General features: G+C 60.9%; 18 protein-coding genes and 1 pseudogene. 10 read left to right on the top strand and 9 right to left on the bottom strand.

The annotated features are described in order from the left end of the window. Window positions 1-36 precede the first annotated feature (36 nt). The 3 genes and pseudogenes from AC3WKX_RS10970 to AC3WKX_RS10960 form a co-directional block, all read left to right on the top strand. Window positions 37-114, top strand: a pseudogene (locus AC3WKX_RS10970) (outer membrane lipoprotein carrier protein LolA); the annotation flags it as partial. A 40-nt stretch (window positions 115-154) separates the two neighbouring features. Next, window positions 155-676 (top strand): DUF6586 family protein, encoded by a 522-nt coding sequence (locus AC3WKX_RS10965; protein WP_003218971.1) that lies wholly within the window; start codon window positions 155-157, stop codon window positions 674-676. 188 nt (window positions 677-864) lie between these two features. Further along, window positions 865-1,098, top strand: a complete 234-nt coding sequence (locus tag AC3WKX_RS10960; protein ID WP_003218969.1) for a hypothetical protein — start codon at window positions 865-867, stop codon at window positions 1,096-1,098. A gap of 112 nt (window positions 1,099-1,210) precedes the next feature. Here AC3WKX_RS10960 and sulA read toward each other — a convergent pair whose 3' ends face one another. Both sulA and lexA read right to left on the bottom strand, forming a co-directional pair. Further along, window positions 1,211-1,684 carry an SOS-induced cell division inhibitor SulA gene (gene sulA / locus AC3WKX_RS10955; protein ID WP_003218967.1) on the bottom strand — a complete coding sequence of 158 codons (474 nt, stop codon included), beginning with the start codon at window positions 1,682-1,684 and terminating at the stop codon, window positions 1,211-1,213. Between the two features lie 10 nt (window positions 1,685-1,694). Further along, window positions 1,695-2,303: a transcriptional repressor LexA gene (gene lexA, locus AC3WKX_RS10950; protein ID WP_003172575.1), complete on the bottom strand. Its 609-nt coding sequence runs from the start codon at window positions 2,301-2,303 to the stop codon at window positions 1,695-1,697. 262 nt (window positions 2,304-2,565) lie between these two features. Between lexA and psrA the strand changes: the two genes are divergently transcribed. Continuing rightward, on the top strand, window positions 2,566-3,273 hold the full coding sequence (gene psrA / locus AC3WKX_RS10945) for a transcriptional regulator PsrA (protein ID WP_003218964.1): 708 nt from the start codon (window positions 2,566-2,568) through the stop codon (window positions 3,271-3,273). A 170-nt stretch (window positions 3,274-3,443) separates the two neighbouring features. Further along, window positions 3,444-4,454: a beta-N-acetylhexosaminidase gene (nagZ, locus tag AC3WKX_RS10940; RefSeq protein ID WP_102605709.1), complete on the top strand. Its 1,011-nt coding sequence runs from the start codon at window positions 3,444-3,446 to the stop codon at window positions 4,452-4,454. Window positions 4,455-4,566: 112 nt separating this feature from the next. On the opposite strand, the gene AC3WKX_RS10935 is transcribed toward nagZ, so the two are convergent. Genes AC3WKX_RS10935 through mfd form a run of 3 tightly spaced genes read right to left on the bottom strand, consistent with a single transcriptional unit; the run spans window position 4,567 to window position 11,297 of the window. Further along, window positions 4,567-7,257: a DEAD/DEAH box helicase gene (locus AC3WKX_RS10935; protein WP_102605708.1), complete on the bottom strand. Its 2,691-nt coding sequence runs from the start codon at window positions 7,255-7,257 to the stop codon at window positions 4,567-4,569. Between the two features lie 9 nt (window positions 7,258-7,266). Then, window positions 7,267-7,836 (bottom strand): CsiV family protein, encoded by a 570-nt coding sequence (locus tag AC3WKX_RS10930; RefSeq protein WP_003218957.1) that lies wholly within the window; start codon window positions 7,834-7,836, stop codon window positions 7,267-7,269. Between the two features lie 11 nt (window positions 7,837-7,847). Next, window positions 7,848-11,297, bottom strand: coding sequence for a transcription-repair coupling factor (mfd, locus tag AC3WKX_RS10925; RefSeq protein ID WP_003218956.1), 3,450 nt, complete (start codon window positions 11,295-11,297; stop codon window positions 7,848-7,850). Between the two features lie 339 nt (window positions 11,298-11,636). Between mfd and AC3WKX_RS10920 the strand changes: the two genes are divergently transcribed. Continuing rightward, window positions 11,637-13,100, top strand: coding sequence for a glyceraldehyde-3-phosphate dehydrogenase (locus AC3WKX_RS10920; protein ID WP_023659083.1), 1,464 nt, complete (start codon window positions 11,637-11,639; stop codon window positions 13,098-13,100). A gap of 163 nt (window positions 13,101-13,263) precedes the next feature. Here the strand turns inward: AC3WKX_RS10920 and AC3WKX_RS10915 are convergent, their stop codons facing one another. Both AC3WKX_RS10915 and AC3WKX_RS10910 read right to left on the bottom strand, forming a co-directional pair. Further along, entirely contained in the window at window positions 13,264-14,562 is a 1,299-nt protein-coding gene (locus AC3WKX_RS10915; protein WP_003218952.1) for an MFS transporter, read from the bottom strand. A gap of 286 nt (window positions 14,563-14,848) precedes the next feature. Beyond that, entirely contained in the window at window positions 14,849-15,391 is a 543-nt protein-coding gene (locus AC3WKX_RS10910) for a chalcone isomerase family protein (RefSeq protein ID WP_102605707.1), read from the bottom strand. 236 nt (window positions 15,392-15,627) lie between these two features. Here AC3WKX_RS10910 and sthA point away from each other — a divergent pair, with 236 nt between their 5' ends. Then, window positions 15,628-17,022 (top strand): Si-specific NAD(P)(+) transhydrogenase, encoded by a 1,395-nt coding sequence (sthA, locus tag AC3WKX_RS10905; protein WP_003218947.1) that lies wholly within the window; start codon window positions 15,628-15,630, stop codon window positions 17,020-17,022. Window positions 17,023-17,064: 42 nt separating this feature from the next. On the opposite strand, the gene AC3WKX_RS10900 is transcribed toward sthA, so the two are convergent. Both AC3WKX_RS10900 and AC3WKX_RS10895 read right to left on the bottom strand, forming a co-directional pair. Further along, window positions 17,065-17,787, bottom strand: coding sequence for a glycerophosphodiester phosphodiesterase (locus tag AC3WKX_RS10900; protein WP_003218946.1), 723 nt, complete (start codon window positions 17,785-17,787; stop codon window positions 17,065-17,067). Between the two features lie 66 nt (window positions 17,788-17,853). After that, window positions 17,854-18,438 carry a PilZ domain-containing protein gene (locus AC3WKX_RS10895; RefSeq protein ID WP_003218944.1) on the bottom strand — a complete coding sequence of 195 codons (585 nt, stop codon included), beginning with the start codon at window positions 18,436-18,438 and terminating at the stop codon, window positions 17,854-17,856. Window positions 18,439-18,532: 94 nt separating this feature from the next. Between AC3WKX_RS10895 and AC3WKX_RS10890 the strand changes: the two genes are divergently transcribed. The 3 genes from AC3WKX_RS10890 to AC3WKX_RS10880 are packed head-to-tail and all read left to right on the top strand — an operon-like array spanning window position 18,533 to window position 21,777. After that, window positions 18,533-19,783, top strand: a complete 1,251-nt coding sequence (locus AC3WKX_RS10890; RefSeq protein WP_102605706.1) for a lipoprotein-releasing ABC transporter permease subunit — start codon at window positions 18,533-18,535, stop codon at window positions 19,781-19,783. A gap of 7 nt (window positions 19,784-19,790) precedes the next feature. Further along, entirely contained in the window at window positions 19,791-20,474 is a 684-nt protein-coding gene (gene lolD / locus AC3WKX_RS10885; RefSeq protein ID WP_003218941.1) for a lipoprotein-releasing ABC transporter ATP-binding protein LolD, read from the top strand. 58 nt (window positions 20,475-20,532) lie between these two features. Beyond that, window positions 20,533-21,777, top strand: coding sequence for a lipoprotein-releasing ABC transporter permease subunit (locus AC3WKX_RS10880; RefSeq protein ID WP_003218940.1), 1,245 nt, complete (start codon window positions 20,533-20,535; stop codon window positions 21,775-21,777). The last annotated feature ends 170 nt before the right edge of the window (window positions 21,778-21,947 follow it).

The raw sequence follows: 21,947 nt of genomic DNA, 5'->3' as shown, positions 1-21,947 counted from the left end.
AGGCTATGGCTCTATGTAGGAGCGAGCTCGCTCGCGATGGTCGTTAACGATAACGCGGGAAACCTGACACCCCACGGTGCTCTCAGGTTTTTCGCGAGCAAGCTCGCTCCTACACAGCCAGCATCACGCCTTATTCGTTGTGGAGACTGCCTTCATGGCCAACGAACTCTATACCCGTACCAACCAGAAAATTTACTTCGCGGGTTTGTCCCTGGAAGCCCTTGGCCGTGCCGAGGAAGGAAAGGAGATGAACGCTATCGCGCTGGTACAGGCCGGGCGTGAAGCCGCGCTGTTCCACCTCTATGGCGCCTTGCTTGGCTTATGCCATGAGATCGCCGGGTTCTACCGTCTGCCGCAGGCCGGCTCGCCGCGTGCGGAAATGATCATCCACCGGGATGTGCTGGAGTCCATGGCCATCCCGGAGTTGGCCGAACTGGTGGAGATGGCGCAAAGCCCGGACAGTTGGCTGGCGCGCTTGCTGGTAGCCCACGCGGAGATGTTCCAACCGCCACGGGTGAAGCACACGCCCAAAGGCGATGTGACCCAGCCGCTGATCGTGGCCGTAAGCCTGGACGAAGAAGGACCCGAGCCGTTGAGCCGGGAAGAGCTGGAAAGCTGGCGGCAGGAGCTGAAGAAGCTGGCCATTCGGTTTCGGGATGGATTGAACGAGTGCTGAAGGCTTCTCGCTGACAACTACCGCTCTTGTGGCGAGGGAGCTTGCTCCCGCTGGGTTGCGAAGCAGCCCCAAGGCTTTTCAGGCCTGGCAGTGTCAGTTGTCGGAGGGTCGCGGCTCAGCCCAATGCGGGCAAGCCCGCTCGCCACAAGACTGATATAATGCCGGCCTTTCGTGGAGAACAGACTTTTATGCCAACGTCCTTTCTGGAAATTGTTGAGTTGCCCGACGGCCGAATCGAGCTGCGCCGGGCTGAGGACGAGGGTTCTCTGGTGATCTTGGATTTTTCCGAGGACGCAAAAGCGTTCCTGCAGGGCCAGCACGTGGAAGTGGCAAAAGCCATGTTGAGCGTAGGTGTGCAGATGGCGGGGCGCCTGGCTGAAGGCGAACCGGAAAAGGAAGACGGCCCGCGGATTCTTCACTGAGTCCGTCTGTCGACTTTTTTACAGGCTTCAATTGTGCAGATCGGCTTCTCAATTCTGAAGAAGCCTCGCGTCATGGCGGATCCTGACAGCTGTCAGTTACCCGCGTATCGTTTTATCCCAACCGAATGTTCAAGCTTTGCGCATCACCTGTGCGGGCGGCGCTGATCAGTTGCTGCCTGGCCGCTGTGGTCAGCGGGTTCAGCCAACTGACCACCGTATGGCTACGGCCCAGGCGCAAGGCTTCGCAGGTCAACTGCTGGGCGCTTTGAGCACCACGGGGTTGCAGCAACAGGATGCGTTCGCGGTTCAGGCCCGCATCCCGCAACCAGGCCTGGGTCAGGCTGGATGGCGGGGCGATCAGCGTCAACCAGCGGGCGTCCTGTTCCTCGCTCAGTTCGCGAAGGATCGGCGCCAACAGGCTCAGGCAGTTCCCGGCAGCACCGCGCAACGACAGTTCACTGAACGCCTCGGGTTCGGCGCTCCAGGGCGCTTCGACCACTTCCTTGAGGATGGGCGCAAGGGGCTGGGCCATAAAGGCCTCAAACAGCGACAGTTGAGTGTGTTGTGGGGTCTGTAGGAACTGCATGATGCCTCCGTTAGCGGCGAATAACGCCGACGCTCAAGCCTTCAATCACCAGGTCCTGATCCTTCAGGTTCACTTCAATCGGCGCGAACTCGGGGTTCTCGGCCAGGAGCCAGACCTTGCTGCCTTCGCGCTTGAAGCGTTTGACCGTCACTTCATCGCCGATACGGGCGACGACGATCTGGCCATTGCGGGCTTCACGTGTGGTGTGGACGGCCAGCAGGTCGCCGTCGAAAATGCCCACGTCCTTCATGCTCATGCCATGGACCCGCAACAGGTAGTCGGCACGGGGATGGAAGAAGGTCGGGTTGATGTTGCAGGATTCCTCGACGTGCTGTTGCGCCAGGATCGGCGCACCGGCTGCGACGCGGCCGATGATCGGCAGTGTCGACTCGTCGGCCTTGGCTTCGAAGCCAGGGATACGAATACCGCGTGAAGCACCCGGGGTCATCTCGATCGCGCCTTTGCGGGCGAGGGCCTTGAGGTGTTCTTCAGCGGCGTTGGGTGACTTGAATCCCAGTTCCAGCGCAATTTCCGCCCGGGTCGGCGGGTAGCCGTTGTCATCGAGGCAGCGCTTGATAAAAGCCAGAATCTCAGCTTGGCGTGGCGTCAGTTTTAGCATGTTGATCGCTCTGTCTTTTTATACAGTGACTGGGATTATATACAGTGGACTGCGCTTGGCAATCACCGTTTTCAGTCACTCCGCTGGACGGTCATTTATCACCTGTCCTACACACTGGAGACAGCGCTGCCTACAGACCTTGGCGAATGTGATTAAATGGCCATGAAATAGCTGACCGGCCAGCCGCAAACCGACCTGCAGGCTTGACAAGACATAGCTTGAAACGTATGTTTCAAACAAGTGTTTGTCAGGCGGAGTAGCCATGGCCCAGTCGGAAACCGTTGAACGCATTCTCGATGCTGCCGAGCAGTTGTTCGCGGAAAAAGGATTTGCTGAAACTTCATTGCGGCTGATTACCAGCAAGGCCGGGGTCAACCTGGCGGCAGTGAACTACCATTTCGGCTCCAAGAAGGCGCTGATCCAGGCCGTGTTCTCACGTTTCCTGGGGCCTTTCTGCATCAGCCTCGACCGTGAGCTGGAGCGTCGCCAGGCCAAGCCTGAAAACAAGCCAAGCCTGGAAGACCTGCTGGAGATCCTCGTCGAACAAGCCCTGGTGGTTCAGCCACGCAGCGGCAACGACCTGTCGATCTTCATGCGCCTGTTGGGCCTGGCGTTCAGCCAGAGCCAGGGCCACCTGCGCCGCTACCTTGAAGACATGTACGGCAAGGTGTTCCGCCGCTATATGTTGCTGGTCAACGAAGCCGCCCCGCGTATCCCGCCAATCGAACTGTTCTGGCGCGTGCACTTCATGCTCGGTGCCGCGGCATTCAGCATGTCCGGGATCAAGGCACTGCGTGCGATTGCCGAGACCGACTTCGGCGTCAACACCTCCATCGAGCAGGTCATGCGCCTGATGGTGCCGTTTCTCGCCGCCGGCATGCGTGCCGAAACCGGCGTCACCGACCAGGCCATGGCCGCCGCCCAATTGCGCCCGCGCAGCAAGTCAGTACCGGTCCCGGCCAAGGTTTAACCCCTCCCGGGTGTGCGCGGCCGCTTGCATCCGCTAAGCTAGCCGCCCATGCCGATTTCAGCTATTTATCCACAGCCCGTTGCGCTCGCTGAGCGTCCGTCTCCAGATTCAATCCTGGCGATGCGATCTCGCGGGGGCTTCGGGCTGCGTGCGTTATTTAAGGAAGCTATATGACCCAAGCCCTGCAAGGCTCTTTGATGGTGGACGTTGCCGGCACCTGGCTGACGGCTGAGGATCGCCACTTGTTGCGTCAGCCCGAGGTGGGCGGCCTGATCATTTTTGCACGCAATATCGAGCATCCTCGGCAGGTGCGTGAATTGAGCGCGGCGATTCGCGCCGTGCGCCCGGACCTGTTGCTGGCGGTCGATCAGGAAGGCGGCCGAGTGCAACGCTTGCGTCAGGGGTTTGTGCGTCTGCCGGCGATGCGTGCCTTGGCCGACAACCCGAATGCGGAGCAACTGGCCGAGCAGTGCGGTTGGATCATGGCAACCGAAGTGCTGGCGGTTGGCCTGGACCTGAGCTTCGCCCCGGTGCTGGACCTCGATTACCAACGCAGCGCCGTCGTGGGCACTCGCGCCTTCGAAGGCGACCCCGAGCGTGCCGCCGTGCTCGCGGGCGCCTTCATCCGTGGCATGAACAGCGCCGGTATGGCGGCCACCGGCAAGCACTTCCCCGGCCACGGCTGGGCCGAAGCCGATTCCCACGTCGCCATTCCCAACGACGAGCGCAGCCTGGAACAGATTCGCGCCAATGACCTGGTGCCTTTCGCGCGCCTGAGCAGGCAACTGGCAGCCGTCATGCCGGCCCATGTGATTTATCCACAAGTGGACGCGCAACCGGCCGGCTTCTCCCGGCGCTGGTTGCAGGACATCCTGCGTGGCGAGTTGCAGTTCGACGGGGTGATCTTCAGTGACGACCTGTCGATGGCGGGGGCTCATGTGGTCGGTGATGCTGCCAGTCGTATTGAGGCGGCGTTGACTGCCGGTTGCGACATGGGCCTGGTGTGCAACGACCGCGCCGCCGCCGAGTTGGCCCTGAGTGCTGCCCAGCGCATGAAGGTCACTCCGTCGGCGCGTATCGCTCGGATGCGTGGTCAGGCGGTGGCGTCGACCGAGTACAAGCAGGATCCGCGTTGGTTGGCGGCGTTGGGTGCGCTGCGGGATGCTCAGTTGATCGACTGACAACTGCGGTGCGCCCTTCGCGAGCAAGCCCGCTCCCACATCCGACCGCATTCCTCCAGGGTATATGCGGTCAAATGTGGGAGCGGGCTTGCTCGCGAAGGCGATCTAACAGTCAGCGCTTTTCCTGCTTATGAGGCAACGGCGCAAACAACGCCTCGATATCCTCATTCCCCAACTTCCAATCCCCCGTCGTCCGCCCATCCAGAACGCCCGCCGCCAGATCAGACTTTTCCTTCTGCAAATGCTGGATTTTCTCTTCCACGGTGCCCCGGGCAATCATCTTGTAGACGAATACCGGCTTCTCCTGGCCGATGCGGTACGCACGGTCGGTGGCCTGGTTTTCCGTGGCCGGGTTCCACCACGGGTCGTAGTGAATCACCGTGTCGGCTTCCGTCAGGTTAAGTCCGACGCCGCCTGCCTTCAGGCTGATCAGGAAGATCTGCAGCTTGCCGCTCTGGAAGTCTTTCACCGGCGTGCGCCGATCCCGCGTCTGACCGGTAAGCAGCGCATAAGGCACGCCACGCTTCTTCAACTCGGCCTCGATCAGGCTCAGCATCGAGGTGAACTGGGAAAACAGCAGAATCCTGCGGCCTTCGGCAAACAGCTCTTCGAGCATCTCCATCAAGCTGTCGAGTTTGCCCGAGCTACTGCCCTTTGCCGGCAGGGTTGCATCATTGACCAGGCGTAAATCACAGCACACCTGGCGCAACTTGAGCAGCGCCTCCAGGATGATGATCTGGCTGCGCGCCACACCCTTGCGGGTAATCTCGTCGCGGACTTTCTTGTCCATCGCCAGGCGCATGGTTTCGTACACGTCGCGTTGGGCTTCGTTGAGGTCGACCCAGTGGATGATCTCGGTCTTGGGCGGCAGCTCGGTCGCCACCTGCTCCTTGGTGCGACGCAGCAGGAACGGCTTGATCCGACCATTAAGGTGCTGCAATCGCACATCGCTGCCGCGCTTTTCGATCGGTACGCGGTAATCGCGGTTGAAGCTCTTCACGTCCCCCAGCCAACCCGGCAGCAGGAAGTGGAACAGCGACCACAGCTCGCCCAAGTGGTTTTCCAGCGGTGTACCGCTGAGGCACAGGCGCTGGCGGGCGTTCAGCTCGCGGGCCGCCTGGGCCGCCTTGCTGTTGGGGTTCTTGATGTACTGCGCTTCGTCAAGGATCAGCACGTGCAAGGGCTGGGCGGCCAGTTGCTCGATGTCCTTGGGCAGCAGGGCGTAGGTGGTCAGCAGCAGGTCGTAGTCCTGCAACTGAGGGAAATGTTTCTTGCGCCCCGCGCCGTACAACGCCATGACTTTGAGCTGCGGCGTGAAGTGCGCCGCTTCGTCGAGCCAGTTCGGGATCAGGCTGGTGGGCATCACCACCATGCACGGGCGGTCCAGGCGTCCGGCGATTTTCTCGCTGAGAATATGCGCCAGGGTTTGCAGGGTTTTGCCCAGGCCCATGTCATCCGCGAGAATCCCGCCGACGTCGAGTTGGCGCAGCGACTGCATCCAGCTCAGGCCTTCCAGTTGATAAGGGCGCAACGTTGCGTTCAAGCCTTCCGGCGCTTCGCAGCTGAAATCCTTGATGTCCCGCAGGCGCTGGGCGAAGTTGCGGATCTTTTCGCCGCCTTCCCATTGCAGCGGCAGGTCTTCCAGCGGGTTCAGGCGAATCGCGTCGGCCTTGGCCAGGCGCAGCGCGGTGGTGCCGGGCTCTTGCAGGTAGAACTCGCCCAGGGTTGCCAGCACCGGTTTCAGCCGGCCATAAGGCAGCGCCACTTGCAGCGGGCCGTGGCCGTTGGGCAGGCCGGGAATGTTCACCAGGATCAGTTCGTCATCACGGCGCCGGGCGAGTTTTTCCGGGTTGAGGATCTCGGTGTGAGAGCGCATCAGGTTCAACAGGATCGGCAGAAGACTCAGGCGTTCGCCGTTGACGATGATCCCCAGCTCCAAGTCGAACCAGTCGCGCTCCGGCATCTCGTCGACGCTGGCGTACCAGTCGTCGACGGCGCTCAGGTCAAAACCGAAATCTTCGTCGATCTGTAGTTCCCAACCCTGGGCGCGCAGGTTCGGCGAGGCATTCAGGGTGAAGTTCAGCCACGCGCTGTCATTGACCATCTCGAACAGCTCGCCGGCGCTTTCCGGCAGGGCCTTGCTCTGGCGGGTGGCGATCTTGAAGCCCAGCAGGCGCAGCTGTTCGCGAAACTGCTGCTCCACCTCGGGGTGGCGCTTGATCCGCAGGCTCTGTTGTTCCTGGCGCACGATAATGTCGGCGTTCTTCTGGCCGCTGACGTAGTTGCCCAAATAGTTGAAGGACAACGCCGCGCGATGCTGGATATAACGCTGCATCTTGCCGTTGCGCGGTTCGAAGGCACTGAACTCGATACTCGCCAGCCACAGGCGCGGCACCGGTTGCACGTCTTCCATCACCACTTGCGGCAACACCACGCGGTTATCCAGCACCGCCTGGAGCTTCTCCAGCAACTCGGCATCCTGGGCCGCCGCCGGGTAGGCCAGGGTTTCCTGGACCTTGAGCAGCACGGCGGCGATGTGTTTGCAGTTGGTGTGCACGGGGCACGTGCAGCGGCTGTCCACCAGGATCAACGTGCCCTTGGCGGATTCGCGCAGCGAAATGGTCTGGCGGTAGACATTGCCACCCGAGCCTTCGCAGCTGGCAATGATGGTGCTGTCGCCGGACTCGACGATACGCACGCGGTTTTCCAGGGCGTAGCGTCGGCCACGCTCGAGGCTTTGCTCTTTAAAGCGATTGGCCCACGAAGGGGCCAGGGGTTTGGTCAACGACGACGTCAGGGGCATGGTGCTGGATCAGTCCTGGACATCGGGCGGTGGAGCGCTGGGCGGCTTGGCGGTCAGCGAAGTGATCTTGATCAGCAGGGCGAGGTGGCCGCCGTCCAGGTAGTTGAGCTGGTTGTTCTTGGTGCGCACGTCTTGCTGGCTGAGGTGTTCGCTGGCGATGACGCTGCCGTTGGCGTCGAACTGGTTAACCCAGAAGTCCGCGTCGATATCGGTAAAGCGCCCAAGCTGCAGGTTCAGGGTGCCTTCGATGGGGAACTGGCCGAACTGTTCCTGGCCATCGCTGATGGCCAGCTTCACCGGTTGCTCACCGAGATTCTGTTCCCAGGACTTGTGCAGCAATACGGTGTAGTCGCTGCTGGCTTGCAGCTTCTCGACAATATTGCCCAGTCGTGGCGGGCTCATTTTGTCAGTCCCCAGGCGTGGTGCACCGGCGTCCCAGTTTTCCGGCGCCGCACGGCTGTTGATCACCGGCTCGGCGTTCTGGCGCACCAGGATCATCTCCACCAGGTACGGGCTGTCGGCGAACGCCGAAGGCGCAACGACCACCAACAACAAGCTCAAAATGCGGAACAGGCGCATTGGGGCGTCCTTCAAGCAGATTTCGGGATGAGGCGCTCAAACAGCGCCTCCAGTGTATTAAAGCGTTCTTCGGCGCGTTCCATCGGCACCATGAATTTGAACAGCGTAGCCCCTTCGAACTTGTAGCGATTGGGCTGGCCCTGAATCAGCTTGATCAGCACCAGTGGGTCCACCGGCGTCTGCGCTTCGAATTCGATACGCCCACCTTGCGGCCCGGCGTCGACCTTCTTGATGCCCAGTTGCTCGGCCTGCAGTTTGAGCAGGGTCAGGCGCACCAGGTTCTTGGTCGGCTCCGGCAACAGGCCGAAGCGATCGATCATCTCCACTTGAAGGTCCTTGAGACCTTCTTCGTCGGTGGCCGAGGCGATGCGCTTGTACAGGATCAGTCGCGCGTGCACATCCGGCAGGTAGTCTTCGGGGATCAGCGCCGGCAGGCGCAGGTTGATCTCCGGGCCGCCACCCAGCGGTTGGTCGAGGTTCGGTTGTTCGCCCTTGCGGATGGACTTCACCGCGCGCTCGAGCATTTCCATATACAGGGTGAAGCCGACGGCCTGGATCTGCCCGCTCTGGCCGTCGCCCAGCAGTTCGCCGGCGCCGCGGATTTCCAGGTCGTTGGTGGCCAGCACAAAGCCGGCGCCAAGGTCCTGGGTGTTGGCGATCGCTTCCAGGCGCTTCTCGGCGTCGGAAGTGATCTGCTGGCGCGGCGGCGTCAGCAGATAGGCATACGCCTGGTGGTGGCTGCGCCCGACCCGGCCGCGCAACTGATGCAGCTGCGCCAGGCCGAACTTGTCGGCGCGCTCGATGATGATGGTGTTGGCGCTCGGCACGTCGATGCCGGTCTCGATGATGGTCGAGGCGATCAGCACGTTGAAGCGCTTGTGATAGAAGTCGCTCATCACCTGTTCGAGTTCGCGCTCGCGCATCTGCCCATGGCCGATGGCGATCCGTGCTTCCGGCACCAGTTCGGCGAGGTCAGCGGCGCATTTCTCGATGGTTTTTACATCGTTGTGCAGGTAGTACACCTGGCCGCCGCGCAGCAACTCACGCAGCAGGGCTTCCTTGACCGTGCTTTTGTTCTGCTCCATGACGAAGGTGCGCACCGACAACCGGCGCGCCGGCGGCGTGGCGATGATCGACAGGTCGCGCATGCCCGACACCGCCATGTTCAGCGTGCGCGGAATCGGCGTGGCGGTGAGCGTCAGGATGTCGACTTCACTGCGCAGGGCCTTGAGCTGTTCTTTCTGGCGAACCCCGAAGCGGTGCTCTTCGTCGATGATCACCAGCCCGAGGTTCTTGATCTTCACGTCATCCGACAGCAGCTTGTGAGTGCCGATGACAATGTCGATCTTGCCTTCCGCCAGGTCGGCGATGGCCGCATTCACTTCCTTGGCCGATTTGAAGCGGCTCATCACCTCCACAGTCACCGGCCAGTCGGCAAAGCGGTCGCGGAAGCTGTTGTAGTGCTGCTGGGCGAGCAGGGTGGTGGGGACGAGGATCGCCACTTGGCGGCCACCGTGCACCGCAATAAACGCTGCGCGCATTGCCACTTCGGTCTTGCCGAAGCCCACGTCGCCGCACACCAGGCGGTCCATCGGCTTGGGCGCCAGCATGTCGGCGCGCACGGCGTCGATGGTGGTTTGCTGGTCCGGGGTTTCTTCGAAGGCGAAGCCGGCGCTGAAGGTGGCGTAGTCGGCTTTTGGGTCGGCAAACGCATAACCTTCGCGGGCGGCGCGGCGGGCATAGATGTCGAGTAACTCGGCGGCCACATCGCGTACCTGTTCGGCGGCCTTGCGCTTGGCTTTCTGCCAGGTCTCGGAGCCCAGGCGGTGCAACGGCGCGAGGGCGTCGTCGCTGCCGGTGTAGCGGGCGATCAGGTGCAGGTTGGCCACGGGCACGTAGAGCTTGGCGCCCTCGGCGTATTCCATGGTGAGGAATTCGGCCACCTGGTTGTCGATCTCCAGGGTCTGCAGGCCCAGGTAACGGCCCACGCCGTGGTCGATATGCACCACCGGCGCGCCTTCGCGCAGCTCGGTGAGGTTCTTGATCACCGCATCGTTGTTGGCATCGGCGCGCTTTTCCCGGCGGCGGCGCTGCATCACCCGCTGACCGAACAGCGGGCTCTCGGCAATCAGTGCCAGGGCCGGGTCGTCCAGCAGCAGCCCTTCGTCCAGCGGTGCGATGGTGATCGCCAGGCGATCCTTGCTCGCGACAAAGTCCGGCCAGCTGTCGACGGTTTTCGGCCGCAGCTTCAGGCGTTCCAACAGCTCCAGCAGCACCTCGCGGCGCCCGGCGGACTCGGCGGTAAACAGCACGCGGCCGGGGAAGTCACCGAGGAAATTCGACAGCGCTTCCAGCGGCTGGTTAGCCTTGGCTTCAATCGCCAGGTTCGGCAGCGCTTGCGCCGGAAAGCGCTCGCGGCCGGCGCCTGCATCCACGTCCTGCTGGCTGGCGACTACCCGCGGCCAGTTTTTCAGGCGGGCGAAGCAGTCTTCCACCGGCAGGAACAGCTCGGCCGGTGGCAATAAAGGACGGGACGGGTCGACGCGGCGTTCTTCATAACGGTTGCGCACGTCATTCCAGAAATTCTCCGCTGCCTGTTCGATGCCTGGCAGCGAGAACACCTGGGTGTCCTGAGGCAGGTAATCGAAGAGCGTGGAGGTTTCGTCGAAGAACAGCGGCAGGTAATACTCGATACCGGCGGGGGTAATCCCGCTGCTCAAGTCCTGGAAGATCGGGCAGCGACGGAAATCCACGTCGAAGCGCTCGCGGAAACGTGCCTTGAAGCGCGTGACCGCGTCTTTTTGCAGCGGGAACTCCCGGGCCGGCAGCAGCTTGATCGATTGCACCTTGTCGATGGAGCGCTGGTTTTCCGGATCGAAGGTGCGCAGGGTTTCGATTTCGTCGTCGAACAGGTCGATCCGGTAGGGCAGTTTGCTGCCCATCGGGAACAGGTCGATCAACGCGCCACGCACGGCGAACTCACCGTGCTCGTACACCGTGTCGACGCAGCGATAACCGCTGGCCTCAAGCCGGGTGCGCATTTGCTCCACATCGAGCTTCTGGCCGATATCCAGCACCAGGCTGCTGCCCAGCAGGAACTTGGTCGGTGCCAGGCGGTGCAGGGCCGTGGTGATCGGCACCACCAGCACGCCGTGGGCCAGTTCCGGCAAGCGGTACAGGCTGGCGATGCGCTGGGAAATGATGTCCTGGTGCGGCGAGAACAGATCGTAGGGCAGGGTTTCCCAGTCCGGGAAATGCAGTACCGGCAAATCGGGGGCGAAGAAACTCAGCTCCTGTTCCAGCCGCTCGGCACTTTGGCTGTCGGCGGTGAGCAGCAGGGTAAAGCGCTTGGCAGCGCTGGCAGCCTCGGCGATGGCCAGGCTCAGGGCGGCACCGGGCAGATTGCCCCAGTGCTGTTTACCTGCCGCGGCAGGGAGAAGCGGTAGACGCAGAACGGGCACGGAAGGTTGAGCTCCAAGCGTTGCGACAAAGTCGGTAATTGTAACGGCCCGGAGTGCCGCCTGTCAGTTGCTGACTGAGCCTATTACGGTTTGTAGGAAATGTAGTGGCTAAGACAAACAAAGGTGCCTTTTGACTCATTATGTAGTGCCGAAATCGGTGTATGTTTCGGAGGGTTACGGACACTTTGTCACATTGGTCCAACAGGGGGTGCGCTGGAAGCCGCGTATTTACTGGGCTGCAGAGGGGCGATATTTTTTTGCAAGGGGTTTTGTTGCGGGCCGCGCATTGCTCCGAGGGCGGTCGGGCGGCATAATGTAGCCCCTTTTTTCTGCCCCTACATGTGGAAGGTTCCCGTGACTCAGAAGCCCGACCAGTGTCTTGGTGAATGGATCGACCGTGAAGCACTCGCTGAAGCGATGATTCCGCTTATCGGTCAGCTATACCGCAATAACAACGTGGTGAGCTCGATCTATGGCCGCAGCCTGATCAACCAATCAGTCATCGCGATTCTCAAGGCTCATCGCTTTGCTCGCCATCGTTCTGCCGACGATAGCGAACTCTCCGTCCACGAAACATTCCCTCTGCTTAAAGCCATGAGCGAGCTCAAGCTCGGCGCGGCTTCGGTAGACCTGGGCAAGCTGGCCTATAAATTCCGCAAGGAAGGCGCTGGCCGCACCGCCGAGCAGTTCGTACGTGAAGAAATGGCCGACGTGGTTGGCCAGCAAAACGCCGCAGCCCGCAAAGGCACCGACGTTGTGCTGTACGGTTTCGGTCGTATCGGCCGCCTGCTGGCGCGCATCCTGATCGAAAAAACCGGTGGCGGCGACGGCCTGCGCCTGCGTGCCATCGTGGTGCGTAAAGGTGCTGAAAACGACCTGACCAAGCGCGCGAGCCTGCTGCGTCGTGACTCGGTCCACGGTCCGTTCAACGGCACCATCGTCATCGACGAAGAAAACAACACCATCACCGCCAACGGTAACCTGATCCAGGTGATCTACGCGAAGAACCCGTCTGAGGTGGATTACACCCAGTACGGCATCAAGGACGCACTGCTGGTGGACAACACCGGTGTGTGGCGTGACGCCGAGGGCCTGGGCCAGCACCTGGCGTGCCCGGGTATCGACCGCGTTGTCCTGACTGCGCCTGGCAAGGGCAAGCTGAAGAACATCGTGCACGGCATCAACCACGGTGAAATCACCGCTGACGACAAGATCGTGTCCGCCGCTTCCTGCACCACCAACGCCATCGTGCCGGTGCTGAAGGCTGTGAATGACAAGTTCGGCATCGTTAACGGTCACGTTGAAACGGTTCACTCGTACACCAACGACCAGAACCTGATCGACAACTTCCACAAGGGCGATCGCCGTGGCCGTAGCGCCGCGCTGAACATGGTGATCACCGAGACCGGTGCTGCCACCGCTGCTGCCAAGGCCCTGCCTGAGCTGGCCGGCAAGCTGACCGGTAACGCGATCCGTGTTCCGACGCCGAACGTGTCGATGGCCATTCTCAACCTGAACCTTGAGAAAGCCGCCACCCGTGAAGAGATGAACGAGTACCTGCGCTACATGGCGCTGCACTCCGATCTGCACAAGCAAATCGACTTCGTCAATTCGCAGGAAGTGGTTTCCACCGACTTCGTGGGCTCGCGCCACGCCGGTGTGGTGGACGCTGAAGCGACCATCACTCAAGACAACCGCGTTGTTCTGTACGTTTGGTACGACAACGAATTCGGTTACAGCTGCCAGGTGGTTCGCGTGATGGAAGACATGGCCGGGGTTAACCCGCCAGCATTCCCGCGCTAAGCATCAGCGGTAAATGAAAAAGCCCCGACTGGTTCGGGGCTTTTTTATGTCTGTTGTTTTTGTGTTGCTTGTACCGGCCTCATCGCAGGCAAGCCAGCTCCCACATTTTGATTTGTGAATACATTTCAAATGTGGGAGCGGGCTTGCTCGCGAAAGCGGCCTATCAAGCGCCGCCGACTATCGAAGCCTGCGCGGTACGCAGTTCATGCCGGTTGCCCTTGAACAGAATCAATGTGGCGATCAAGCCCAGCACCGCCGCGCCGCTGAGCCAGATGCCCGGTGCGGCCTTGTTGTCCAGCACATGGATCAGGTAGGTACACGCCGCCGGAGTAAAGCCACCAAAGGTTGCCGTCGCCAGGCTGTAGGCCAGGGAGAAACCGGTGGTGCGCACTTCTACCGGCATGATCTCGGTCAGCGCTACAACCATCGCGCCGTTGTACGAGCCATACAGGAACGACAGCCAGAGCAGCACGATCAGCAGATGGCTGAAGCTCGGGTTGGCCACCAGCCAGGACAGCGCTGGATAAGCGGTGAGGATCGCCAGAATAGTCGCCCCCAGCAGCAGGGGCTTACGCCCGATCTTGTCGGACACCGCGCCCATCACCGGCAGCCAGATGAAGTTCGAGATGCCGACGCACACGGTGACCAGCAGCGCGTCGAAGTCCGAAAGGTGCAGTTCGGCCTTGCCGAAGGTCGGGGTGTAGGCGGTGATCAGGTAGAACGACACGGTGGTCATCACCACCAGCGCCATGCCGGCGATGACGATGCCGAAGTTCTGGCCGATCGAGCGGACGATTTCCTGCAGGGTAGGGCGGTGTTTACGCGCCTGGAATTCCGGGGTTTCTTCCAGGGAGCGACGAATCACGAAGATCACCGGCACGATCAGGCAGCCGATCAGGAACGGCACGCGCCAGCCCCAGTCACCCATTTCTTCCGGGCTGAGCCAGTGGTTCAGGCCTACACCCAGCAGGCCGGCGAATACCACGGCGGCTTGCTGGCTGGCGGACTGCCAGCTGACGAAGAAGCCTTTGCGGCCTGGAGTGGCGATTTCCGCCAGGTACACCGACACGCCACCCAGCTCGACACCGGCGGAGAAACCTTGCAGCAGGCGGCCGAACAACACGATCAGCGGCGCCGCGACACCCAGGGTGGCATACCCGGGAACGCAGGCGATCAGCACGGTACCGGCGGCCATCATCGCCAGGGTGATCACCAGGCCCTTTTTACGGCCGTGACGGTCGATATAGGCACCGAGGAAAATCGCGCCCAGCGGACGCATCAGGAACCCGGCACCAAAGGTCGCCAGGGACAGCATCAGGGACGCGAACGCGCTGTCGGTGGGGAAAAATGTCTTGGCAATGGCCGTGGCGTAGAAGCCGTAGACCATGAAGTCGAACATCTCAAGGAAGTTACCGCTGACAACGCGAAAGATCGCCTTGCCCTTGCCCGTTGTAGTGGACATGTCATGCACTCATTTTGGCTATCTTATTAGTAATCCCTGGTCGCAACCGTCCTTGCTGTTGAAGCTCTGGCACGAGGCTGGCGCTGAACAGTTTTGTAACGATATGTGTATAAGCCACCACAGGCAACAAAAAACCGATAGCAAGCTGGCAAATTGCCGCAGGCCTCCCGGTGATGAAAATCCAATGCGGGAGCGGGCTTGTTCGCGAATGCGGTGTGTCAGTCAGCTTATGAGCCACTGACACACCGCATTCGCGAGCAAGCCCGCTCCCACAGGGTTTTTGCGATCAGTTGAGGAGGGTGTTACGCAGGCTGTCGGACAAGCCTTTTGGTGCCAGCCAGATGCCGAGATAAGCCTTGGCCAGTTCGTCATTGCGACTGCTGAACACCACCGTGCCGTTGATTTCCAGGTTCAGGCCGCGCTGAGGCTGGAAGTCCAGCGCATAACGGTCGCCGCTGCGGATGTTGCGGAAGCTTTTGTGCAATTGATCCAGTTCAGGCTTCAGGCGGGCGAGGGTGGCGGGTGTTTGCTGACGTTCGAGGGTGGCAGTGGCGGCCTTGATCACATCGTTGCGGTCGATATCGCGAAAGTAATACAGCTCCAGGCGCAGGTCTTTTTGCTGATCCAGGGCTTGTTTGGCGCTCAGGTCAGCCGGGGCGAACAATGCCGCCGCATAGACGTCTGCCCACAGGTAGGTCAGGACGGCCTGGTTTTTCAGCACCAGTTGATGAGATTGCGGCGGAAAATCGGCTTGTTTGAGGCGATCAGCCTCATTCGCCAGAACCGGGACCGAAAACATCAGCAATAAACAAATGACGACATGCTTCATAATGGCCAGTCCTGAAAAGGTGCTTGCCTACAGGTTAATTCAATAACGAGCGCCGTGTAGTAAAGGCAAAACTGGCCTACGACGCGACCAAGGGTTAATGTGCGCGACGTTGAGCGTTCTATAGACTGTGCCCCGGCTCACACACTTGAGCCACATTGATCCTTCATGACCGCTGGCCGCGGCATGATTTAGCCAGGCGTCCAACCGTGCGCCCTGGCCTGTTCTGAGGAGTACGCATGGCTGTCTACAACTACGACGTGGTGGTACTGGGTTCCGGCCCAGCTGGAGAAGGTGCGGCGATGAACGCCGCCAAAGCAGGGCGCAAGGTGGCGATGGTCGATAGCCGTCGCCAGGTCGGCGGTAACTGCACCCACCTGGGTACCATCCCGTCCAAGGCCTTGCGTCACTCGGTGCGCCAGATCATGCAGTTCAACACCAACCCGATGTTCCGGGCCATTGGTGAGCCGCGCTGGTTTTCGTTCCCGGACGTGCTCAAGAGCGCTGAAAAAGTCATTTCCAAACAGGTTGCCTCGCGTACCGGCTTCTATGCCCGTAACCGCGTCGACCTGTTCTTCGGCACCGGCAGCTTCGCCGACGAGCAAACCGTCGAAGTGGTCTGCGCCAACGGCGTGGTCGAGAAGCTGGTAGCCAAGCACATCATCATCGCCACCGGCTCGCGTCCGTATCGCCCGGCGGATATCGATTTCCACCACCCGCGTATCTACGATAGCGACACCATTCTCAGCCTGGGCCACACCCCGCGTAAACTGATCATCTATGGCGCCGGCGTGATCGGCTGTGAATACGCCTCGATCTTCAGCGGCCTGGGTGTATTGGTCGAGCTGGTGGATAACCGCGACCAGTTGCTGAGCTTCCTCGACTCGGAAATTTCCCAGGCGTTGAGTTACCACTTCAGCAACAACAACATCACCGTGCGCCACAACGAAGAGTACGAGCGGGTCGAAGGCCTGGACAACGGTGTGATCCTGCACCTGAAATCCGGCAAGAAGATCAAGGCCGACGCCTTGCTGTGGTGCAACGGCCGTACCGGCAACACCGACAAGCTGGGCATGGAAAACATCGGGGTCAAGGTCAACAGCCGTGGCCAGATCGAAGTCGACGAGAACTACCGCACCTGCGTGCCGAACATCTACGGTGCCGGTGACGTGATCGGCTGGCCAAGCCTGGCCAGTGCCGCCCATGACCAGGGCCGCTCGGCCGCTGGCAGCATTGTCGACAACGGCAGCTGGCGCTACGTCAACGACGTGCCGACCGGGATCTACACGATTCCCGAGATCAGCTCGATTGGCAAGAACGAGCACGAACTGACCAAGGCCAAGGTGCCTTATGAAGTCGGCAAGGCGTTCTTCAAGAGCATGGCGCGTGCGCAGATCGCCGGTGAGCCCCAGGGCATGCTGAAGATCCTGTTCCACCGCGAGACTCTGGAAGTGCTGGGCGTGCATTGCTTCGGCTATCAGGCGTCGGAGATCGTGCACATCGGCCAGGCGATCATGAACCAGCCGGGTGAGCTGAATACCCTCAAGTATTTCGTCAACACCACGTTCAACTACCCGACCATGGCTGAAGCCTATCGGGTAGCGGCCTACGACGGCCTCAACCGGCTTTTTTGAGCGGCTCCGGCCGGTGGCCTGAGCCGGCCGGGGAGACCGATTTCAGTAATTCCCGAGGGTGGCAGTGGCCAAACCGGGAAAGTCTGTAATCAGGCTATCTACGCCGAAGTCGGCGAGCCTGCGCATCAGCGCGGGTTCGTTGACGGTCCATACGGACACGTGCAAACCCTGGCGCTGGGCTTTTTCCAGGCGCTCAGGGGTGCACAACGTCCAGTTCAACGCCAGAATCTCACAGCCATAGTTGGCCGCGACCTTCAACGGGTCGAGCCAGGCGTATTCGGCTACCAGTCCGCGGGACAGGTCCGGGGTGAGGTCCAGCGCCGCTTTCAACACTTCCCGCGAGCTTGAGGTCACGGTGACCTTGTCCATCAGCCCGAAACGCTGAGCCATTTCACGGATCGCCAGCACGGTGGTTGCCGCGCGGGTGCGCGATGCGCTTTTGACTTCCAGTTGCCAGTGGTCGAAGTCGCACTGTTCGAACAGCTCTTCCAGGCGCGGGATCGGGCAAGGGTTGACCCAGCCCGGGCCGCCTTTGCGCGCGTCCATCTTGACCAGGTCGGCGGCTGAATACTCGACGACCTTGCCGCGCCGGTCGGTGGTGCGCTTGAGCGTCGGGTCGTGGATGACCATCAGCTCGCCGTCCATGGACAGGTGCAAATCCAGTTCGCAGCGGCGTACGCCGTGCTTGAGGCATTCCTGGAAGCTGGTCAGGGTGTTTTCCGGTGCTTCGCCTTTGGCACCGCGGTGGCCATAAATCAGGGTCACAGTTGCTCCTTTACGCCAGGGTTCCTGGCTGGATGGATGACGCGACGCGCCATTCAATGATCGTATTCAGGTGTCGGATTCGTCGCTTTTTTCCCGCGCCAGGCGCCGTTCCTGGGCCTGTTTCTGCAGGATGTAGCGCGCCAGCAACTGGCGTTGGGCATCGGTCATGGCTTCGAATTCCGTGCCGATTTCAAAGCCACCGGTCTTGGCATCGCAATGGGTAACCTTGGCTCGCAGCAACAGCCCGAGGGCTTGCGGCATCAGCACCAGCTTGACCGCCAGGTGGCTGTCGGGCTGGATCGCGGTGGGGTTCAGAAATTCGATGCCGCCTTCGGAAATGACCACGGGCTGCGGCGTACCGATTTCGCCCAGCAGGCTTTGCGCCATGATCTGGCTGAGCAAATCCATGCGTTTGTTCTGCACTTTGAGGAAGGCGGCCAGGGTGCGGTCCCGCTCGCCGATCTGGCGCAGCAAGTGCTGGGATTCAAATTCACTCAGGTGCAACTCGCTGAGCAGATTGAACAGCGGCGAATCATCCAGCAACACTTCCTTGCTCAGCGCTTCCGGGCCCGACAGTGGGGTAATTTCCAGTGCGATCATGTCCTCGATACGGTAGTATTCGCGGCGATCTTCTTCATCTAATGTCGACATGGCGAACCCAAGGCAGCGGTGATGGTCTGAGTGTAAAGCTGCTTACCTGACCCCGCCACAAGGACGTCTTCTTTTCCTCCGAACAAGCCCCGACATGTTCAGACCTCTCTTCGTATTTATTGGCACGCGTTATACCCGTGCAAAACGTCGCAATCATTTTGTGTCGTTCATTTCCTTGACCTCGATGATCGGGCTCGCCCTTGGCGTTGTCGTGATGATTGTGGTGCTGTCGGTGATGAACGGCTTCGATCATGAGATGCGCACCCGCGTGCTGGGCATGGTGCCCCACGCGACCATCGAGTCGGGTGAGCCCATCAGCGACTGGCAAAGCCTGGCCGCGAAGGTCAAGCAGAACCCCAAAGTGCTGGCGGTTGCGCCCTTCACCCAGATGCAGGGCCTGTTGACCAACGACGGCAAGGTGCAGAAAGTCCTGCTCAATGCCATCGACCCGGCGCAGGAACGCAATGTCTCGATCATCGATAACTTCATGCAGCAGGGCAAACTGGACGACTTGTCGCCCGGCAGCTTTGGCATCGCTATCGGCGACAAGGCGGCGGCCAAGCTCGGCGTGGGCATCGGCGACAAGCTGACCTTCGTCGCGCCGGAAGTCACCGTGACTCCGGCGGGCATGTTCCCGCGCATGAAGCGCTTTACCGTGGTCGGCATCTTCCATGTCGGCGCCGGTGAGATCGACGGCTACCTGGGCCTGACCAACCTGACCGACCTGGCCCGCCTGCATCGCTGGAAGCCGGACCAGGTCCAGGGCTTGCGCCTGAAATTCAACGACCTGTTCGACGCGCCGCGTACCTCGTGGGAAATCGCCCAGCACCTGGGTGAAAACCAGTACTACGCCCGCGACTGGACCCGTACCCACGGCAACCTGTACCAGGCCATCCGCATGGAAAAAGCCATGATCGGCCTGCTGTTGCTGCTGATCGTCGCCGTCGCCGCCTTCAACATCATCTCCACGCTGGTGATGGTGGTGAACGACAAGAAGGGCGACATCGCGATCCTGCGCACCCTTGGCGCCACGCCGGGGCAGATCATGGCGATCTTCATGGTCCAGGGTACGGTGATCGGTGTCGTCGGCACCTTGATCGGCACCGTGGTGGGGATTCTCGCCGCGCTGAACGTCAGCGCGGCTATCGCCGGGCTGGAAGTGTTGATCGGCCACAAATTCTTGAACTCCGACGTCTACTTCATCGACTACTTGCCGTCCCAGGTGCAGAGCCCGGACGTATTGATGGTCGGCGGCGCCGCGTTGGTCCTGAGTTTCCTTGCCACCCTGTATCCAGCCTGGCGCGCGGCACGTACCCAGCCGGCGCAGGCTTTACGTTATGAGTGAATCGGGCATGAGTGAAAAAGCAATCCTGAGCTGCCGCAACCTGGGCAAATCCTACGAGGAAGGCCCGGAGTCCGTGGTGGTGCTGTCCAACCTGCAGCTGGAACTGCACCCGGGCGAACGCGTGGCGATCGTCGGCAGTTCCGGTTCCGGTAAAAGTACCTTGCTCAACCTGTTGGGCGGCCTTGATACGCCGTCCCAGGGCAGCGTCTGGCTGGCCGGCGAAGAGTTGTCGGCCCTGGGCGAGAAGGCCCGTGGCCAGTTGCGCAACCGTTCGCTGGGTTTTGTGTACCAGTTCCACCACTTGCTGCCCGAGTTCACCGCCCTGGAAAACGTCTGCATGCCGCTGTTGATCGGCAAGACCGCGATCCCGGAAGCACGCCAGCGTGCCCAGGCGTTGCTGGAGCGCGTCGGCCTGGGCCATCGCCTGGAGCACAAGCCGGCTGAGTTGTCCGGCGGCGAGCGCCAGCGTGTGGCAATTGCCCGTGCCCTGGTCAACAACCCGGGCCTGGTGATGCTCGACGAGCCGACCGGCAACCTCGACTCCCACACCGCCCAGGGCATCAAGGACTTGATGCTGGAGTTGAGCACCCAGATGCGCACTGCGTTCCTGGTGGTGACCCATGACATGAGCATGGCCCGCCAGATGGACCGTGTGTTGCACCTGCAGGAAGGTCATCTGGTCGCCATCTGACCTGTTTCAAGCCCGGCGCCCGGCGCCGGGTTTTCTATTTTTTCAACGGTGCCCGCGAATGTTCAGACCGTTATCGATTTTCATCGGCACGCGCTATACCCGCGCCAAGCGCCGCAACCGTTTTGTTTCGTTTATCTCGATGACCTCGATGATCGGCCTCGCCCTCGGCGTGCTGGCGATGATCGTGGTGTTGTCGGTAATGAACGGTTTCCAGCGGGAGATGAGCTCACGCATCCTCGGCATGGTGCCCCACGCGACCATCGTTGGCGTGAAGCCTATCAGCGACTGGCAGCCGGTGGCAGATGCCGCGATGAAGAATCCGGAAGTCACTGCTGCCGTACCGTTCACACAGATGGACGGCATGCTCTCCTACAAGGGCGCGATGCAGCCGATCGAGATCAGCGGCGTTGATCCGGCCCAGGAAGGCAAGGTGTCGATTGTGGCCCAGCATATCGTCCAGGGTCATCTTGAAGACCTTAAACCGGGCGAGTTCGGTGTGGTGATCGGCGAAATCACCGCCCGGCGTTTTCGCCTGAATGTCGGTGACAAGCTGACCCTGATCGTGCCGGAAATCAGCAGTGCGCCCGGTGGCATCACCCCGCGTATGCAGCGTTTGAACGTGGTGGGTGTGTTCAAGGTGGGCGCGGAGCTGGATGGCTCCATGGCCCTGATCCACATGGCCGACGCCGCCGAGATACAGCATTGGGAGCCGAACCAGGTGCAAAGCGTGCGCCTGGCGGTGAAAGACTTGTATGCCGCACCCAAGGTATCGGCGGATATCGCCGCCAGCCTCGGTGCCGACTACAAGGCCGACGACTGGACCCACACCCAGGGCAGCCTGTTCAGCGCGATGAAGATGGAAAAAACCATGATCGGCCTGCTGTTGCTGATGATCGTCGCGGTGGCGGCGTTCAACATCATCGCGACCTTGATCATGGTGGTGAACGACAAGGGCGCCGACATTGCGATACTGCGAACCATTGGCGCCACGCCACGGCAGATCATGGCGATCTTCATGGTGCAGGGGACGGTGATCGGGATCGTCGGTACCTTGATCGGTGGCATCCTCGGCGTGATTGCGGCGCTGAACGTCAGTGAACTGGTGGGTTGGCTGGAACGGGTGACCGGGCAGCATATCTTCAGTTCGGACGTGTATTTCGTCAGCAACCTGCCTTCGCAGTTGCAAGGTGGGGATGTGTTGTTGATTTGCTCGGCGGGGTTTGTGTTGAGCTTTTTGGCGACCATCTATCCGGCATATCGCGCGGCGAAGATTGAGCCGGCGCATGCCCTCAGGTATTCGTAATTCTTAAGACCGCTATCGCAGGCAAGCCAGCTCCCACATTTGACCGCGTTCTTCCTGAATGCACTCGGTCAAAATGTGGGAGCGGGCTTGCTCGCGAAAGGGCCGCTACAGCTTGCATCAATACCCCTGCGGCAACGCCATCACAAACCTCGCCCATCCCGCCCCCGACT

The organism is Pseudomonas sp. GP01-A4, assembly GCF_058780865.1.
This window is presented reverse-complemented; position numbering and strand designations above follow the sequence as displayed.

Coding starts and splice junctions, on each gene's coding strand:
- AC3WKX_RS10880 (WP_003218940.1), top strand. CDS start 20,533: ATGTTCAGACCGTTATCGATTTTCATCGGCACGCGCTATACCCGCGCC.
- AC3WKX_RS10895 (WP_003218944.1), bottom strand. CDS start 18,438: ATGTCGACATTAGATGAAGAAGATCGCCGCGAATACTACCGTATCGAG.
- AC3WKX_RS10930 (WP_003218957.1), bottom strand. CDS start 7,836: ATGCGCCTGTTCCGCATTTTGAGCTTGTTGTTGGTGGTCGTTGCGCCT.
- AC3WKX_RS10960 (WP_003218969.1), top strand. CDS start 865: ATGCCAACGTCCTTTCTGGAAATTGTTGAGTTGCCCGACGGCCGAATC.
- AC3WKX_RS10890 (WP_102605706.1), top strand. CDS start 18,533: ATGTTCAGACCTCTCTTCGTATTTATTGGCACGCGTTATACCCGTGCA.
- lolD (WP_003218941.1), top strand. CDS start 19,791: ATGAGTGAAAAAGCAATCCTGAGCTGCCGCAACCTGGGCAAATCCTAC.
- AC3WKX_RS10965 (WP_003218971.1), top strand. CDS start 155: ATGGCCAACGAACTCTATACCCGTACCAACCAGAAAATTTACTTCGCG.
- AC3WKX_RS10915 (WP_003218952.1), bottom strand. CDS start 14,562: ATGTCCACTACAACGGGCAAGGGCAAGGCGATCTTTCGCGTTGTCAGC.
- sthA (WP_003218947.1), top strand. CDS start 15,628: ATGGCTGTCTACAACTACGACGTGGTGGTACTGGGTTCCGGCCCAGCT.
- sulA (WP_003218967.1), bottom strand. CDS start 1,684: ATGCAGTTCCTACAGACCCCACAACACACTCAACTGTCGCTGTTTGAG.
- AC3WKX_RS10910 (WP_102605707.1), bottom strand. CDS start 15,391: ATGAAGCATGTCGTCATTTGTTTATTGCTGATGTTTTCGGTCCCGGTT.
- AC3WKX_RS10935 (WP_102605708.1), bottom strand. CDS start 7,257: ATGCCCCTGACGTCGTCGTTGACCAAACCCCTGGCCCCTTCGTGGGCC.
- AC3WKX_RS10920 (WP_023659083.1), top strand. CDS start 11,637: ATGTGGAAGGTTCCCGTGACTCAGAAGCCCGACCAGTGTCTTGGTGAA.
- psrA (WP_003218964.1), top strand. CDS start 2,566: ATGGCCCAGTCGGAAACCGTTGAACGCATTCTCGATGCTGCCGAGCAG.
- nagZ (WP_102605709.1), top strand. CDS start 3,444: ATGACCCAAGCCCTGCAAGGCTCTTTGATGGTGGACGTTGCCGGCACC.
- lexA (WP_003172575.1), bottom strand. CDS start 2,303: ATGCTAAAACTGACGCCACGCCAAGCTGAGATTCTGGCTTTTATCAAG.